Source organism: Vicinamibacterales bacterium (assembly GCA_035699745.1).
Classification (GTDB): domain Bacteria; phylum Acidobacteriota; class Vicinamibacteria; order Vicinamibacterales; family 2-12-FULL-66-21; genus JAICSD01.
The window spans coordinates 1-15,335 of sequence record DASSPH010000035.1 but is presented as its reverse complement, the minus strand read 5'-3'; the positions used below and the strand labels follow the sequence as shown (position 1 = coordinate 15,335).

The 15,335-nt window shown below is 68.6% G+C and carries 12 protein-coding genes and 1 tRNA gene; 7 read left to right on the top strand and 6 right to left on the bottom strand.

All coding sequences use genetic code 11. The annotated features are described in order from the left end of the window. Positions 1–65 precede the first annotated feature (65 nt). Together VFK57_06945 and VFK57_06940 are read left to right on the top strand one after the other, a co-directional pair. Entirely contained in the window at positions 66–500 is a 435-nt protein-coding gene (locus VFK57_06945; GenBank protein ID HET7695427.1) for a hypothetical protein, read from the top strand. 115 nt (positions 501–615) lie between these two features. Further along, on the top strand, positions 616–789 hold the full coding sequence (locus VFK57_06940; protein HET7695426.1) for a hypothetical protein: 174 nt from the start codon (positions 616–618) through the stop codon (positions 787–789). Here VFK57_06940 and VFK57_06935 read toward each other — a convergent pair. Further along, entirely contained in the window at positions 786–1,214 is a 429-nt protein-coding gene (locus tag VFK57_06935) for a hypothetical protein (protein ID HET7695425.1), read from the bottom strand. The two genes, VFK57_06940 and VFK57_06935, sit on opposite strands and share 4 nt — an antisense overlap. On the opposite strand from VFK57_06935, the gene VFK57_06930 reads away from it, so the two are divergent. From VFK57_06930 to VFK57_06920, 3 genes are read left to right on the top strand one after another with little or no spacing between them, the layout of a single operon-like run. Then, the gene (locus tag VFK57_06930) at positions 1,213–5,409 is read left to right on the top strand and encodes a DNA/RNA non-specific endonuclease (GenBank protein HET7695424.1); all 4,197 of its coding nucleotides are present in this window, start codon (positions 1,213–1,215) and stop codon (positions 5,407–5,409) included. The genes VFK57_06935 and VFK57_06930 overlap by 2 nt on opposite strands. A 15-nt stretch (positions 5,410–5,424) precedes the next feature. Next, positions 5,425–6,123: a TMEM175 family protein gene (locus VFK57_06925; protein HET7695423.1), complete on the top strand. Its 699-nt coding sequence runs from the start codon at positions 5,425–5,427 to the stop codon at positions 6,121–6,123. A gap of 48 nt (positions 6,124–6,171) precedes the next feature. Next, the gene (locus VFK57_06920; protein HET7695422.1) at positions 6,172–7,164 is read left to right on the top strand and encodes a WYL domain-containing protein; all 993 of its coding nucleotides are present in this window, start codon (positions 6,172–6,174) and stop codon (positions 7,162–7,164) included. A 163-nt stretch (positions 7,165–7,327) separates the two neighbouring features. Here the strand turns inward: VFK57_06920 and VFK57_06915 are convergent, their stop codons facing one another. Further along, on the bottom strand, positions 7,328–9,853 hold the full coding sequence (locus tag VFK57_06915; GenBank protein ID HET7695421.1) for a DUF5916 domain-containing protein: 2,526 nt from the start codon (positions 9,851–9,853) through the stop codon (positions 7,328–7,330). Positions 9,854–10,073: 220 nt separating this feature from the next. Here VFK57_06915 and VFK57_06910 point away from each other — a divergent pair, with 220 nt between their 5' ends. Continuing rightward, positions 10,074–10,256, top strand: coding sequence for a hypothetical protein (locus tag VFK57_06910; protein ID HET7695420.1), 183 nt, complete (start codon positions 10,074–10,076; stop codon positions 10,254–10,256). A gap of 65 nt (positions 10,257–10,321) precedes the next feature. On the opposite strand, the gene egtD is transcribed toward VFK57_06910, so the two are convergent. From egtD to VFK57_06890, 4 genes are all read right to left on the bottom strand, one after another. Beyond that, positions 10,322–11,335 carry an L-histidine N(alpha)-methyltransferase gene (gene egtD / locus VFK57_06905; GenBank protein HET7695419.1) on the bottom strand — a complete coding sequence of 338 codons (1,014 nt, stop codon included), beginning with the start codon at positions 11,333–11,335 and terminating at the stop codon, positions 10,322–10,324. Then, positions 11,335–12,705 carry an SUMF1/EgtB/PvdO family nonheme iron enzyme gene (locus VFK57_06900; protein HET7695418.1) on the bottom strand — a complete coding sequence of 457 codons (1,371 nt, stop codon included), beginning with the start codon at positions 12,703–12,705 and terminating at the stop codon, positions 11,335–11,337. The genes egtD and VFK57_06900 overlap by 1 nt, the downstream gene beginning before the upstream one ends. A gap of 75 nt (positions 12,706–12,780) precedes the next feature. Then, the gene (locus VFK57_06895; protein ID HET7695417.1) at positions 12,781–13,641 is read right to left on the bottom strand and encodes a Ku protein; all 861 of its coding nucleotides are present in this window, start codon (positions 13,639–13,641) and stop codon (positions 12,781–12,783) included. Between the two features lie 91 nt (positions 13,642–13,732). After that, the gene (locus tag VFK57_06890; protein ID HET7695416.1) at positions 13,733–14,395 is read right to left on the bottom strand and encodes a hypothetical protein; all 663 of its coding nucleotides are present in this window, start codon (positions 14,393–14,395) and stop codon (positions 13,733–13,735) included. 500 nt (positions 14,396–14,895) lie between these two features. On the opposite strand from VFK57_06890, the gene VFK57_06885 reads away from it, so the two are divergent. Then, a tRNA-Leu gene (locus tag VFK57_06885) sits at positions 14,896–14,978 on the top strand. Positions 14,979–15,335 lie beyond the last annotated feature (357 nt).

Here is a 15,335-nt window from a genome sequence, read left to right as displayed (position 1 = left end):
CCGCCAGTCTAGCCCGAAATCGAGGCTGTGCTACCATCTCGGTTCCTTTTCAGAGGTCTGCTGACGTGCGAACCGTCCGGTCGCTTACTTTCGCGCTGTTCTGCCTGGTGCTGCTGGCCACCATCGTCATGCCGGCGGTCCGGGCACAGCGGGCCGATTCGGTCGAACGCAAGGCCCGCGACCTGCGGACCATGGCGCAGCAGAAGATCAATCCGCGCGTCCTCGCCGCCATCTACCACCGCCGCGGCGATGCGAAAGGCAAGGCCACCCCGGCCTGGGCCGCCCGCGTCGAGGTGGATCGCCACGGCCGCGCGCTGATCGACGTCCGCGCGCACGTCCGCCCCGAGCTGGAGAAGAAATTCAAGGCGCTCGGCGGTATCGTGCTGTCGAAGTCGCAGACCTACGATTCGATCGTCGGGCTGCTGCCGCTGCAGAGCGTCGAGCGGCTCGCCGCGGACCGCACCGTGCGCGCCATCGAACCCGGTCCTTACGCCGAGTAAGCCTTTTCTCCTCAGCAGTTTCCCGCGTTCGGCCGAGCCTGGCGGTTTCCTGTATACACAGGTGAAACGCTGGCGCCATCTCGGGCGTCTTACAGCTCATAAGCGGGTACTGAACATGCCGAAACTTGATTACGACGTCTGCGCACGCTGCGGATCGTTGTTCGATGATCAGGGTGAAAACGGCTGGTGGATCCGGGAAGGGCTCTGGTGGCACGAGTGCGACCACAGGCGGCCCGCCCGGATCGTCGTCCGTAAGCTCGAACTCAAGAAAACCCCGACCGCGGCCTAACTCAGCAGTTCAAGCAGCCGGCGGGCGCGAATCTGCGCCCGCCGGCGTTTCAACTCCAGCAGCCGGTACTTCTCCGGTCCGCGGGTATCCAGCCTTCCGCTGACCAGCGTGAGCCCCCTGCGGCTCGCCTGTACCCTCGTGTCGCCAGAATCCAGTTTCGCCGCCAGCGCCGTCCGCGTCCGCACCATGGCCGCCTCCTGTCGGCGACTGTAGCGGCGGGTCGTGACAGAGGAGGTCCCGCGGTGGCTGGCGTGTTTCCGGTCCGTCGCGTCAACCCCGGCAGAAACCGCCAAGCCGTACGCCGCCGCGGCAGATTCTGCGTACGGGCGGTTGACGGAACTGCACGAGCCGACGCACAATTTCCCGCCTGACCGGCGCACCGGGCCGGTCCCTTCATCTTCAAAACTCAGAGGCTGGGTCTTCATGCGCTCCCTATCCGTCCGCGCGCTTGCCGCGTGTGCGCTCTTCTCCGCTCTCGCGGCGGTCCTGTCCGCCGCGATCTCGATCCCGACCGACGCGCCGTACGGGCAGGCGTTCGACACACTCGGCACCTCCGCGACGGCCGCCCTGCCGTCGGACTTCCGGCTGGATCGCCCGGCGACGGTCCGCACGGTCGGCACCTACGCGGCGGCGCTGGGCAGCACCACCCAGGCCGGCGGGACGAATCTGTCGAGCACGGCGGCAAACGGCGCCTACAACTTCGGCGCGACGGCGAACGCGAACGATCGCGCCGTCGGATTCCTCTCGTCGGGCACCGCGACCCAGAGCGGCAACCTGTACGCGCAGCTCGCCAACACCACGCCGACCGCGCTGAGCGGCCTGCAGATCTCGTACAACGTCGAGAAGTACCGCGGCGGGACCAATGCGGCCGGGTTCCGCATCCAGTTGTATTACTCGAACGACGGCGCGTCCTGGACCTCCGCCGGCTCTGACTTCACGACCGCGTTCCCGGCGGACGCGGCGAATGCCGGCTACGCCTCGGCGCCCGGGGTCACGGTCGGCGTCAACAAGGCGCTCAGCGCCGCGATTCCCGCCGGCGGCACCTTCTATCTCGCGTGGAACTACTCGGTGGCCAGCGGCACGACGACGAGCAACGCGCAGGCGCTTGCGATCGACGACATCAACATCACGGGGATCGTCGACGACACGCCGCCGCCCGATACCGCGCCGGCCGTCACGGCGATTGCGCCCGCGAACGGCGCCGTCAACGTCCCGGCGGGCTCGACGATTGCCGTCACGTTCAGCGAGAGCGTCAGCGCCGCCGCGGGCGCGTTCGCGCTCGCATGTGACGGGGCGCCGCAAACGCTCGCCATGGGTACGTCGCCGGCGAGCAGCTTCACCCTGACGCCCGCGTCGCCGCTGCCGTACACGTCCACGTGTACCGTCACCGTCGCGGCGTCGGGCATCTCCGACGCGGACGCCGACGATCCCCCCGATCAGATGGACGCCGACTTCGTCGCATCGTTCACCACCGCGAATCCGCCGCCGCCGGCGGCGACGAACGTGCTCATCAACGAGGTGGATTCCGACACGCCGGGCACGGATACCGCGGAGTTCGTCGAGCTGTACGACGGCGGCGCCGGCAGTACCTCCCTCGACGGCCTCGTGCTGGTCTTCTTCAACGGCAACGGCGGCGCCTCGTACGCGGCCTTCGATCTGGACGGCTACTCGACGGACGCGAATGGCTACTTCACGATCGGCAATCCTGCGGTGCCGGGCGTCGATCTCGTGTTCAACCCCGGCGCCTCCGGCCTGCTGCAGAACGGCGAGGATGCGGTCGCGCTCTACGCCGGGAACGCGTCGGATTTTCCGAACGGCACCCTGGTGACCGCCGCCAACCTCCGCGACGCCATCGTCTACGACACGGACGACGCCGATGAACCGGGACTGCTGGTGCTGCTGAACGCCGGACAAGTCCCCGCCAACGAGAACGGCGGGGGCAGCGGCGCGACGCAGTCGAATCAGCGCTGCCCCAACGGCGCGGGCGGCGCGCGCAACACGTCCCCGTACGCCCAGGGGGCGCCGACGCCCGGCGGCGCGAACAACTGCGTGCCTCCGCCTCCGCCCAGCAACAGCGTCATCGTGATCAGCCAGATCTACGGCGGCGGCGGCAATCCAGGGGCGGCGCTGCAGAACGACTTCGTCGAGCTGTACAACCGCGGCGCCGCGCCCGTGGACATTCGCGGATGGTCGCTGCAGTACGCCTCGGCGACCGGCAGCGGGTGGGACTTCACGCGGCAGCCGCTCGGCGGGACGATCGCGCCGGGCGAGTATTACCTGGTTGCGCTCGGCTCGAACGGGGCGGAGGGGGCGGCGCTGCCGCCGGCGAACATCCAGGGACAGATCAATCTCAGCGCGGCCAACGGCAAGCTCGCGCTGGTCAACAGCTTCACCCCCCTCACCGGCAACTGCCCGACGGGCGATCCCAGCGTGATGGACTTCGTCGGCTATGGATCCGCCGATTGCCGTGAAGGGACGACGACCGCGCCGTCGCCGAGCGCGACGAATGCGATCCTGCGCCTCGGCAACGGCAGCATCGATACCGATCGCAACGGCAGCGACTTCGTCGCCGGCGCCGCCGCGCCGCGCCGCACGGCGCCCATCGTCGAACTCGGGCCGATGGTGCTGGGCACCGATCCGGGATCGAACCGGATCAACGCGGCGCGCGACGCGACCATCCAGGTCATGTTCACGGAAGCCGTCGACGTCGCGGGCGCGTGGTACGACATCACGTGCGCGGGCAGCGGCCCGCACAACAGCGCGACGTTCGCCGGCGGCGGGCAGGCCCACTACATCACGCCGAATAGCCCGTTCCTGCCGGGCGAGCAGTGCACCGTGACGATCTTCAAGGATCAGGTCGCCGATCGGGATCTGGACGACAGCGCGCCCGACACGGACACGCTGCCGGCGAATTACGTCTGGACCTTCACGGTCGCGGCCGGCACCGCGCCGCCGTATCCGCCGAGCGTGCATCTGACGATGGGGAATCCGAGCGGGGCGATTGCGAGCGTCGGGCAGCCGGATGATTACCTGATGGAGAAGCCGGAGTTCGCGCTGGCGTACAACCGCGATCTCGGCCGCCCGAACTGGGTCAGCTGGCATCTCTCGGACGAGTGGGTCGGCAGCCTCACGCGGGTGGACAGCTTCCGGGCCGATCCGGCGGTGCCACCCGACTGGTACCGCGTGCAGTCGTTCGACTTCTCGGACACGGGATTCGATCGCGGGCACATGGTGCCGAATGCGGACCGCGACAGGGAAACCTCGATCCCGATCAACCAGGCCACGTTCCTGATGACCAACATGCTGGCGCAGGCGCCGGACAACAACCAGGGCCCGTGGGCGGCGCTCGAGAACTACTTGCGCACGCTGCTCCCCGGGGACGAGTTGTATGTCGTCGCCGGCGGCGCGGGGGTGGGCGGTTCCGGCAGCAACGGCGGCGTCACCGCGACGGTGGCGAACGGACACGTCACGGTGCCGGCGTACACGTGGAAGGCGGCGCTGGTGCTGCCCAAGGATGGCGGCGACGACGCCGCGCGCGTGAGCTGCTCGTCGCGGACGATCGCCGTGATCATGCCGAACACGCAGGGCATCAGGAACGATCTCTGGGAAAACTATCTGACGACCGTCGATGCCGTCGAGGCGCTGACGGGCTACGACCTGTTCTCGAACCTGCCGGAGCCGATTCAGCGCTGCGTCGAGGCCGGCATCAACGGCGACAATCCGCCGCTGGTCAAGGGCACGCAGACGATTGCATTCGGCACGCCGGTGCCGTCGCCGACCTACGGCGATCAGCCTTTCGCCATCACGGCCGCCGGCGGCGCGTCCGGCAATCCGGTGAGCCTCACCGCCGGCGGCGCCTGCACCGGGCAGGGCTCGAACGGCAGCGTGCTCGCGACCATCGTCTCGGGCGGGACCTGCACGATCACCGCGTCGCAGGCAGGCAGCGCGCTCTACGAGCCGGCGCCTGACGCCACCTTGACGATCACCATCGCCAGGGCGGCACCTGCGTTCAGCGCCCTCGACGCGCCGACCGTGGAGGCCGGCACGGCGTCGGTGAACATCAGCGGCACGCTGTCGGCCGGAGCGCTGATTCCGGCCGGCGCCGTGGCAGTCACCGTGGGAGGCGCCACGGCGCAGGCGTCGATCGCCGCCGACGGCCGCTTCACCGCCGCGGTGCCCACCGGCGCGCTCGCCGCGTCGTCCACGCCCTACACGGTCGCGTTCAGCTTTGCCGGCAGCCAGAACTTCGCCGACGCCGCCGCTCAATCGTCGCTCCGCGTCGTCGACACCACGGCGCCGGCGATTGCCGCGGTGACCACGACCCCGGACGATCTCGGCGTGCCGAGCCACCGCATGGTGGACGTGACCGTGGGCTACACCGCCGCCGACTTCAGCGGCGCGCCGGCGTGCTCGCTGCGCGTGTCCAGCAACGAAGCCCCGAACACGACCGGCGACGGCAATACCAGCGTCGACTGGCTGGTGCTCGACGCGCACCGCGTCCAGCTGCGCGCCGAGCGATCCGGCACCGGGACGGGACGGGTCTACACCATCACGATCACCTGCACGGACGGCGCCGGCAACACGTCGACGGCGGCCGGAACGGCGGTGGTATCGCGATGATCTACTATCAGCGCGATGCCGCGGCATGAGATCACGCGTCTGGAGGCGTTCAGCGACGCGGTGTTCGGGTTCGCGCTGACGCTGCTGGTCGTCTCCCTCGAGGTGCCGCGCAGCTACGCCGAGCTGATGGACGTGATGGCGGGGTTTCCCGCCTTCGCCTGCTGCTTCGCGCTGCTGGTGTGGATCTGGCACGAGCACAACGCGTTCTTCCGCCGCTACGGGCTGCAGGACAACGTCACCATCCTGATCAACGCGGCGCTGCTGTTCGTCGTGCTCTTCTACGTCTACCCGTTGAAGTTCATGTTCGACTCGATGTTCGCGCGGTTCGTGCCGCGCGCGCACCCGCCCGAGCCCATGGCGCTGTTCCAGCTCGCGAACGCGTCGGTGGTCTACGCCATCGGCTTCATTCTCATGATGCTGATGTTCGTGCTGCTCTACGCGCGCGCCTATGCGCGGCGGCGCGACCTCGAGCTGACCGAGCTGGACGTGTTCGATCTGATGTCGCTCGCCGGGCACATGGTGGTCAGCACGCTGGTCGGATTCGTCGCGCTGTCGATCGCGGCGCTCGCGCCGCTCGCCTGGGCGCCGCTCTCCCCCGCATCGCTCTGTCTGATGGGACCGGGACACTTCCTCTGGGGCGCCTGGCACGGACGGCGGCGCCGGGCGCTCGAGGCCCGCATCGCGGCCTCGGGCTATCAGACGGTGACATCGTGAGCGCGAACCACCGGCAGCGAGTGAACCGCGCCAGCCCCTCGGGTGAACATGCCGCGTAACGCGGAAGTCATCCGGCAGTGGTCGATCCTGCGGGATCTCGAAGCCTCGCGCCGGCTCACCATCGACGACCTCGCGGCCCGCACGGGGGTGACGACGCGGACGATCCGCCGCGATCTCGAGGCGCTGCAGGCCTCGGGGTTCCCGCTGTTCGACGAGGTCATCGACGGCAAGCGCTACTGGCTGCTGGAAGCGAAGGCCTTCCGACGCCTCGACGACACCGGGTTCACCCTCGCGGAGCTGAGTGCCCTGTACTTCAGCCGGACGCTGGTCGAGTGTCTTGCCGCCACCCCGTTCCAGCAGGATGTGGCCGCGGCGTTCGACAAGCTCGCCGGCGCGCTGACGCCGGGGATGCGCCAGTTCCTCGACCGCCTGCCGCTGGTGTTTCAGGCCAAGGGCGCGCCGCCGCGGGCGTCGCAGCCCGGCGCGGCGAAGGCGGAACGGGAGCACATCGCGCGGCTGCTCGATGCGACGCTCAATCATCGCCGCGCGACCATGACCTACTTCTCGATGTCGAGCGGCCGCGAGAAGGCGTACGTCATCGAGCCGTACCGGCTGATCTACTCCCCCGGCGGGCTCTATCTGCTGGCGTTCGTGCCGGAATACAAGGATCTGCGGACGTTCGCCGTGGAGCGGATCCGCGCCATCTCGCTCCACGAGGAGCGCTTCACGCCGGCCGAGATCCCCGACGCGGCGTTCGCCCACTCGCTGGGCATCAACGAGGGACCGCCCGAACACATCGAGATCGCCTTCGAGCCGCGCATCGCCCCTTACATCCGCGAGCGCCGGTGGCATCCGTCGCAGGCGACGTCGGATCGCAAGGACGGCGGCGTGGTGCTGTCGCTCGACGTGTGCAACGACTGGGCGCTGCGCAGCTGGATCCTGTCGTTCGGTCCGCTGGCGCGGGTGGTCGCGCCGCGTTCGCTGGCCGAGCAGATCAAGGGGGAGATCGATCGGGCGGCGGAGAGATATGACGTCGTGTGACGTGCTGCTGTCGTTTTAATCGAAGTATCGAAGGTTGACGAAGGGGGACGAAGGAGCACACGTCTCCACCTCGAAGGAATCGAAGGTCGAAGGGCGAAGGAATCGAAGGGCGAAGGGGCGAAGGGCGAAGGGGCGAAGGGGCGAAGGTGAAGGAGCTTCGAGATCAGCGGTTGATCCAGTAGCTCCACTTCACCAGGAAGACGTTGCGCGCCGGCGCGGTGAAGGCGCCGCCGAAATCGCGGGCGAAGTCGAAGCGGCCGCTGTCGAGCACCGCTTCGCGCCCCTGCTGCCAGACCACGAAGAGCGCCGAGCCGGGCTTGTACTCCCAGCGCAGCACGTTCGTGGTGCGGAACGAGCGGTAGTTGAAATCGGGATTGCCCTCGTAGTCGATCGCCGCGTAGCGATCGTCGTAGCGCGCGGCGCGGCCGTCGACCAGGCGCTTGAAGCGATCGTACTCGCCCGCCGAGACGAACGGCGCCGCATAGATCTGCACGCTGAGATCCGGCGTGATGGTGTAGTTCACGCGCGTCGTCCACGACACGGTCGTCTGATCGAGACGGCCGAAGACGTAGCGGCCGTCCGCGGCGTTCTCCACCCACTGCGCATCCTGCAGGTTGAAGTTCCAGCCCGGACCGCCGCTGATCGAGAGATACGACGTCGGACGGATCGTCACGTTGGTGTCGATGCCGCTGTACTTCGACCCGGAGCGATCGCCGCCGACGTTGAAGAACACGTCGAAGCCGATCGGCTTGCGGCTGTCCGAACTGAGATAGCTCCAGTAGCTCCAGCCGGGCATGCCCAGCGCGCCAGGGCCGACCCCGCGCGTGGCGCGGTCGTCGAAGTTCGCGGGATTGGCGTTGAGCCCCATCCCGGTGCTCCACTGGTTGTGGAACGACGCGTGCGCGTTGACGTTGTAGCCGAGATTCAGCCGCTCGCCGGCGAAGTTCCACGTCGCCCACTGGTTCACGTTGAACCGGAAGGTGCGCGTGTACTTCGTGGGGCGATCGTTGCGCCACTGCAGCCAGTTGCTCATCGAGCGCGTGTCGGCGCGGCGCATGAATCCCAGGTCGTTGATGTCGAAGCCGGGCGTCTTGAAGCTGTAGTTGGAATTGAAACGGACCTTCGAACCGGCGATCTTGCTGAACGCGATCTGTCCGCCGCCGCCGCGCAGCGAGGTTCGCGCCGCGTCCAGCTCCACGTGATCGGCGTCCGGACGCTGGAAACTGTGCACCGTGCTCGTCTGCAGCTGCGCGATCGCGTCTTCGCTGCCGCTGACCGAGCTGCCGGCCCAGTAGCCCTGGAGCGCGTAGCGCTTCTTGAGGCGGAGATCCCAGTCGAGCCCGCCGGTGAACGCGTTCTCCGGCAGGAAATCCGTGAACGTGCTCAACCGCCTCGTCGTCGCGGTGACCATGAACCCGATCGTCGACTGGTTGGCGAACTCGCGGCGGCTGCGGACGACGGTGAAGTTGGAGAGCGGTTCGACCGACTGCCGCGTGCGCAGCGAACCGTGCGCGATCGTCGCTTCCTCGTCTGCGGTGACGGCATTGAGGGCGCCGAACGAAAAGCGCCCCAGCCGCCCCGTGAGCTTGGCCGCGCCCACGATGCTGCTCTGCTGCGGCACGCGCGCGTACTGTCCTTCGACGAGCGCGGGATAGCCGCGCGGCGATCGGCCGATTCGCCGCGGGTAGAACAGCCCGCTGCAGTTGCCGTCGTTGCAGTCGAGATTGAACGTGAACATGCCGCTCCCTTCGACGAAGAAGGGGCGCCGTTCCGAGAAGAACGTCTCGAACCCGCTGAGATTCACCACCGCCGGATCCGCCTCGACCTGGCCGAAGTCCGGATTCACCGTCGCCGTCAGCGTCAATCCGGGGCGCACGGCATACTTGAGATCGGCGCCAATCGCCCCCTTCGGCTCGCGCGCCGACACCAGGGGATTGCCGGGCTCGCGCGGCTGCGTGTTCACCTGTCCGACCACGTACGGCATCACCTCGAGGCGCTTGGGTGACTGAGTCAGCTGCAGGCCGGTGAGATCGCCGAACGAGGAGACGACGCCGCTGGCCGATTTCGAGAGCAGCGGCCAGGTGTCGGTCTCGTTGAGGCGCCCGATCTGGCGCGCCACCGCGAAGCCGAACGTCGCGTTGTCCGCGCGGCGGAAGCGCAACTGCGAGAACGGGATGCGGAACTCGGCGCGCCAGCCGTCCGACGACTGCGAGACCGACACGTCCCACACGCCGTCCCACCCGGGGTCCTCGCTGCTGTCGTTCGACCAGGCGACGTCGCGCTTCACGCCGGCGGGATTGACCGCGAATTCGAACGCCGACCGCCGGTCGTAGAACGAGTCGATGAACACCCGAATCCAGTCGGAGGGGGAGTCCGAATCCCGGCGCGTGCGCAGGCCGATGATGCGAGCGGGTTCCGGATCGCGGGCGAGCACCGCGACATAGATGTGCTCGGCGTCGTAGACGACCTTGACCTCGGTCGGATACGTCGCCGCCTCGCCGTCCTTGGGCTCGCGCTGGCGGAACCCGCCCACCGCCGGCACGCGCTCCCAGACGGCTTCGTTGAACTCGCCGTCGAGTTTGATGGCCGTCGCCGAGGGGACCGGGACGGCGGCGATCGAAGCGCTCGGCCGAGGCGCCGCGTCAAGCCCTGCGGCGAGTGCCAGCGTGAGGAGGCAAATTCTTAGCACCGGACTGGAGGCTTAGACGAGCGAAGGCCTCCAGGGGTTTGCAGGGGCCTCAGTTTTCGCCGAACGAAAGCGTGGGACAGCTGTGCCGGATCTGAACAGACGCGGCGCCGGGCGCCGGCGCCGGCGAGGCCGCGCACGCAAACGGCGCGGCACCCCCCGGGCGCACTTCTTGCGGTGCAGCCGGATCGTGATCTGGTTCTACGAGCGGTCCGGTGAACACATGCGGTGCGAGATCCGGCAGCAGGTCGAGGGCGATCGCTTCGCGCTCGTCGTCACGCTGCCGGACGGCACGGAACGGGTGGAGACGTTCGATGATTCGTCGGCGCTGAACCGCCGGTCGGTCGAACTCGAAGAGATGCTGACCCGCAAGGGCTGGAACGGTCCGTTCGCGCGCGATATCTGAACCGCGTCCCAACCCGTCCCCACCCGCGTCAACAGGCGGCTGAGACGCGCGAACGGCCGGCCGTTTCAGCGCGCGCGCAGCAGCGTCAGGGCGAAACCCGCGTCCTCGTCGAGCCACTGCTCGGCGGTGACGAACGCCGCGGCGCGGCCCATGTCGGCGATTTCCGACGGCGCGTACTTGTAGGAGCTCTCCGTCCAGATCCGCTCGCCTCGCGCGAAGTCGACGGCCTCGCCGTTCACCAGCACCCGCTGTTCCTCGAGGCTCTCCAGGTGCATCTCGACGCGCCGCTCCGCCGCGTTCCACACCGCGACGTGCCGGAAGGCGTCCAGATCGAACGTCCCGCCCAGCTCTCGATTGATCCGCACCAGCAGGTTCTTGTTGAACGCGGCGGTGACGCCGAGCGGATCGTCGTAGGCGAGCTGCAGCGCGCGTTCCGGCTTGACGAGATCCGCGCCGAGCAGCAGCGAGTCGCCCGGGGCGAGCGCGTCCCGGATCGCCGACAGGAAATCATGCGCGGCGGGTCGATCGAAGTTGCCGATGTTCGACCCGAGCAGCAGCACGAGCATCGGATTGCCGGGCTCGCGCGCCGCGGCGGCGCGGCGCAGGCCCACTTCGTAGGTCTCACGGTGGCCGACGACGGAGATGTGGTGCAGGCGGCCGAGCGTGCGCTCGGACTGCTCCAGCGCCTGACGCGAGATGTCGATCAGGTGCACGCGGCCGTGGCGGCCGGATCGCTGCAGCGCCTCGGCGAGGATGACGATCTTCTCGCCGCTGCCGCAGCCCAGCTCGACGATGAGCGGCACCGCCCGCGGATCGTGCGCGATGCGGCGGACGACCTCCGGCGCGTGCCGTTCGAGCAGCGCCTGCTCCGCCCGGGTGATGCGATACCACGGCAGCCGGCAGATCGCCTCGAAGAGCGACGAGCCGAGCGCGTCGTAAAGGTACTTCGATTGGAGCTGCTTGGGCGCGAGGGCCAGATCGCGGCGGACGTCGGCGGCGAAGCCGGATTCGAGGCGCGAGGTTCGAGGGTCGAGGTTCGAGGGTCGAGGTTCGAGGTGCGGAGGGCCAGGTGTGCGCATTACCGTTCTCCGGCCCCCGATCCCCGTTGCCCGGTGCCCGATCCCGGTTGCCGATCCACCGTGCGGAACTTCGCATACACGTACGGATAGTTGCCGCGGAACCAGTTGCGGAAGCTCGGACGGGTGAGCTCGATCGCGGTCGCCGGGGAGGCGCCCTTCATGACGTAATGCCGGCCATCGAAGAAGTCCGCCGAGTACTCGGGATACGAGCGCATCGCGGTGAAGCCGGCGAACGGGGCGAACACGGTGGAGGTCCACTCCCACCCGTTGCCGATCAACTCGTGCACGCCCCAGCGGCTGGCGGTCTGCGGATACGAGCCGGCGGGGACGGGATCGTAGCCGGCGAAGTCGGCATGACCCGGCGTCGCCCCTTCCGCGGCGCGATGCCACTCGGGCTCGGTCATCAGCCGGCGCCCTTTCCATCGCGCGTAGGCAGAGGCCTCGGCGTGGGAGACATAGACAGGTGCGTGAGCGGGCAGCGGGACGGGGGAGAACATGCCGCGCCAGTGCCACTGGTCGAGGGTCGAGGATCGAGGATCGAGGATCGAGGTGCGGGAGGCGAGGAGCGAGGGGTCAGCCGGCAACCAGAACGCGGGATGTGACACGCCCTCCTTCTGGATCCACTCCCAGCCTTCCTCGCTCCACAAGTCGCGACGGCTGTAGCCCCCGTCGTTCATGAACTCGAGGAACCGCCCGTTGGTCACCGGAAGCACGTCGACGCCGAAGGCCTCGACGGCGACCGTGTGCTGATCGAACTCGTTGTCCCAGCCGAAGATGACGCCGCGGCGATCGGCGCCAAGCGTCGCCGGACCGGCCGGGATCACCACGGATGCCGGCGCGTGAGCCACGACCGCGGCATCGCGCCGATCCCCGGCGCCCGATCGCCCGCGTTTCAGCTCATACGGCAGCCGATGCCACATGTAGAGCAGCGTCTCCTGGTGCATCGCCTCGTGCTCGAGCGCGGTGTAGAGCCCTTCGATGGCCTCGGGTGTGGAGCGCATGCCGTCGATCGCCGCCAGGATCGCGGTGTCGCACGCGCGGGCGAAGCCGCGGACCTCGTCGCGCGACGGCCACACCGTGGACGCGCCGCTGCGCGGCACGGCGCTCTCGGCGGAGTCGGGATCGATGCCGCGCTCGAACAGCCTCTCGAGCCGCGCATCGACGGGCGGCAGCCCGAGCCCGCGGCGCAGGAACGCGATCACGCTGAAGGCGGGAAGATGCCCCTCGTAGAAGACGATCGGATTGCGCAGCGCGATCGGGCGCGAGTAGTACGCGTCCGGCGCGATGAGATCGAAGATCGTTTCGGTGCGCGCGCGATTGCGGCGGTACTGCTCGACCGCACCCCGGGTGTCGATCGCCGTAGAAAGCATGTCGCCCCCAGTTCCAGCCAGCCGCTCCCGAATGCCAGCGGAACGCTGGAAGCGACGAGCCGGAAGCTGATCAGTCTATGCCACGCGCTTCCTGCCGCGCGCGGGTTTTCGTCCTTTAGATGCGGCGGTCTTCCGCGAGGATCCCGCCCCGGCCGCTTTCGTTCCGCGCCCTTCGAGCGACGCGCGCAGACGTGCCATCAGGTCAACGACTTCCGCCTGTTTCGGCGTGCGATCCTCGTCGATGAGCTTCGGGCGCTTGCCCTTCACCTTGGCGTTGATGACGCGGAGCAGGTTCTCCTTGTACTCGTCGGTGTACTTCTCCGGCTTCCACGTCGACACCAGGTTGTCGATGAGCTGCTGCGCCATCTTCAACTCCGCGGCGCGCAGTTCCGCCTTCTGCGGAAAGTCGAACTCCTTCAGATCCACCAGTTCGTCCGAGAACCGCATCATCGTCAGCACCAGCGCGTCGCCGATCGCTTCGACCGCCGCGAGATGCTGCGCGTCGCGCAGGATGATCTTCGCGATGCCGATCTTCTCCGAGGCGCGAATCGCCTCGCGCAGCAGCACGTAGGCGCGCTCCGCCCCCTTGCCCGCCTGCAGGTAGTACGGCGTCTCGAAGTAGCGCTCGTCGACTTCCCTGGGATCGACGAAGTCGAGGATGTCGATCGTCCTGGTCTTCTCGAGCGCCGCGGTCTTGAAGTCGTCCTTGGTGAGGACGACGAACTGGCCTTTGGCGTACTCGTAGCCCTTGACGAGGTCCTCCCACGCCACGGGCTTCCCTTCCTTCTGGCACACCCGCTCGTAGCGCACCGGCTCTTCGTCCTTGGCGTGCAGCAGACGGAACTTCGGCCGGTGATCGCGCGTGGCGCTATAGAGCTCCACGGGAATGTTCACGAGGCCGAACGCGAGCGAGCCTTTCCACATCGAACGGGCCATAGGAACCTCGTACATGACACGGCCGGCTCACCGAGCGCGCGAGCCGGCCGCGGTCACTGACGGCGACCGGTGACCGGTCACCGGCCACTGGTTACGAACAGGACTCGGAGATCATCCGCACCGAGGTCACGGTCATGCTGCGCGGACCCATGCCGCGGCCGCCGCCCTGACCCGTCGCGGTCGCGCCGGCGGTGCCGGTGCCGGACGTGCTGCCGGTGCCGGTGCCGGTCGCCGTTCCGCTGCCGGCGGTGGTGCCGGTCGCGGTGCCGGTCGTCGCGCTGCCGCCACCGCCGCCGCGGCGGCCGCCGGTGAGCGTGCCGGTGACTTCGACCTTGTGTCCCACGTGCGGCTTGAGATCGACGCCGGCGTCAGCCGTCAGGTTGATGCTCATCGCCGGTCCCTGGCCGCCGCCCGTCGTCGCGGCCGCGCCCGTGCCGCCGGCGGTGGTGCCGCCTGCCGTGGTGGCGCCCGCGGTGGTGCCGCCCGCGGTAGTGCCGCCCGCCGTGGCGCCCGCGCCGCCCTGGCGGCCGCCGCCGAGCCCCTGAACGTCGGTGAGCATGAACGTGCCGGCCGTATCACCGGCGCGCAGGCAGCCGGTCACCGTTCGCGGACCGCCGCCGCGCTGTCCCCCGCCCTGCGGGTCCTGCGCGGTCGTGCCGGTGCCGCCCGCGGTTCCGGCAGTGCCGGTGGATTGTGCCGCGAGACCAACCGCGACGCTGGCCGCGAGACAAGTTGCCGTGAGTACTCGCTTCATGAGAGTCGTCCTCCTGATGGGCTGCTGGGGCCTCGGGTGAAATTCGTCACGCTGCGGTCGTGCAGAAAGCGGGCCAGCGCTGGTGACTCGCTTCGCTCGCTGTCGGGCAAAGGGCTAAGGGCAGGGAAGAGAGTCGCTCGCTTCGCTCGCTCCCTGTCGGGCGCAGGCGCGGCTTCGCTGTCGGGCTCAGGGCAGAGAAGAAGGTCGCTCGCTTCGCATCGCTCCCTGTCGGGCAGAGGGCAGAGGGCAGAGGCAGGGGCAGGGGGCAGAGGGCAGGGTAGAGGGCAGAGGCAGGGGCAGAGGGCAGGGCAGAGGGCAGAGGCAGGGGCAGAGGCAGAGCCAGAGGCAGAGGGAGAGGGCAGAGGCGGAGGCAGAGGGCAGAGGGCAGAGGCGGAGGAGAGGGAGAAGGCAGAGCTTCGCTGTCAGACTGTCGCTGGAAAAGGCTGAGACGTAGCAGCCCCATACGCTCGTCTGCCGGGTCTCCCGTACAATGAAGCGGCGCGAGGGTGGCGGAATGGCAGACGCGCCGGTCTTAGGAGCCGGTGACCGAAAGGTCGTGGGGGTTCGAGTCCCTCCCTTCGCACTTGGCCCCGAGCCCGACCGCGAGCGCAGTGAGTCTCCCCTGCCCTAAGCCCGACAGCGAGCGAAGCGAGTCTCTTCCATGCCCTGAGCCCGACCGCGAGCGAAGCGAGTCTCTTCCCTGCCCTGAGCCCGACCGCGAGCGAAGCGAGTCTCTTCCCTGCCCTGAGCCCGACTGCGAGCGAAGCGAGTCTCTTCCCTGCCCTGAGCCCGACTGCGAGCGAAGCGAGTCTCTTCCCTGGAGTCTCTTCCCCGCCCTCAGCCCGACCGCGAGCGCAGCGAGTCTCTTCCCTGCCCTGAGCCCGACCGCGAGCGAAGCGAGTCTCTTCCCTGGAGTCTCTTCCCGGCCCTCTGCCCGACC

Coding starts and splice junctions, on each gene's coding strand:
- egtD (HET7695419.1), bottom strand. CDS start 11,335: ATGCGCACACCTGGCCCTCCGCACCTCGAACCTCGACCCTCGAACCTC.
- VFK57_06890 (HET7695416.1), bottom strand. CDS start 14,395: ATGAAGCGAGTACTCACGGCAACTTGTCTCGCGGCCAGCGTCGCGGTT.
- VFK57_06910 (HET7695420.1), top strand. CDS start 10,074: ATGCGGTGCGAGATCCGGCAGCAGGTCGAGGGCGATCGCTTCGCGCTC.
- VFK57_06930 (HET7695424.1), top strand. CDS start 1,213: ATGCGCTCCCTATCCGTCCGCGCGCTTGCCGCGTGTGCGCTCTTCTCC.
- VFK57_06935 (HET7695425.1), bottom strand. CDS start 1,214: ATGAAGACCCAGCCTCTGAGTTTTGAAGATGAAGGGACCGGCCCGGTG.
- VFK57_06895 (HET7695417.1), bottom strand. CDS start 13,641: ATGGCCCGTTCGATGTGGAAAGGCTCGCTCGCGTTCGGCCTCGTGAAC.
- VFK57_06925 (HET7695423.1), top strand. CDS start 5,425: ATGCCGCGGCATGAGATCACGCGTCTGGAGGCGTTCAGCGACGCGGTG.
- VFK57_06900 (HET7695418.1), bottom strand. CDS start 12,705: ATGCTTTCTACGGCGATCGACACCCGGGGTGCGGTCGAGCAGTACCGC.
- VFK57_06940 (HET7695426.1), top strand. CDS start 616: ATGCCGAAACTTGATTACGACGTCTGCGCACGCTGCGGATCGTTGTTC.
- VFK57_06920 (HET7695422.1), top strand. CDS start 6,172: ATGCCGCGTAACGCGGAAGTCATCCGGCAGTGGTCGATCCTGCGGGAT.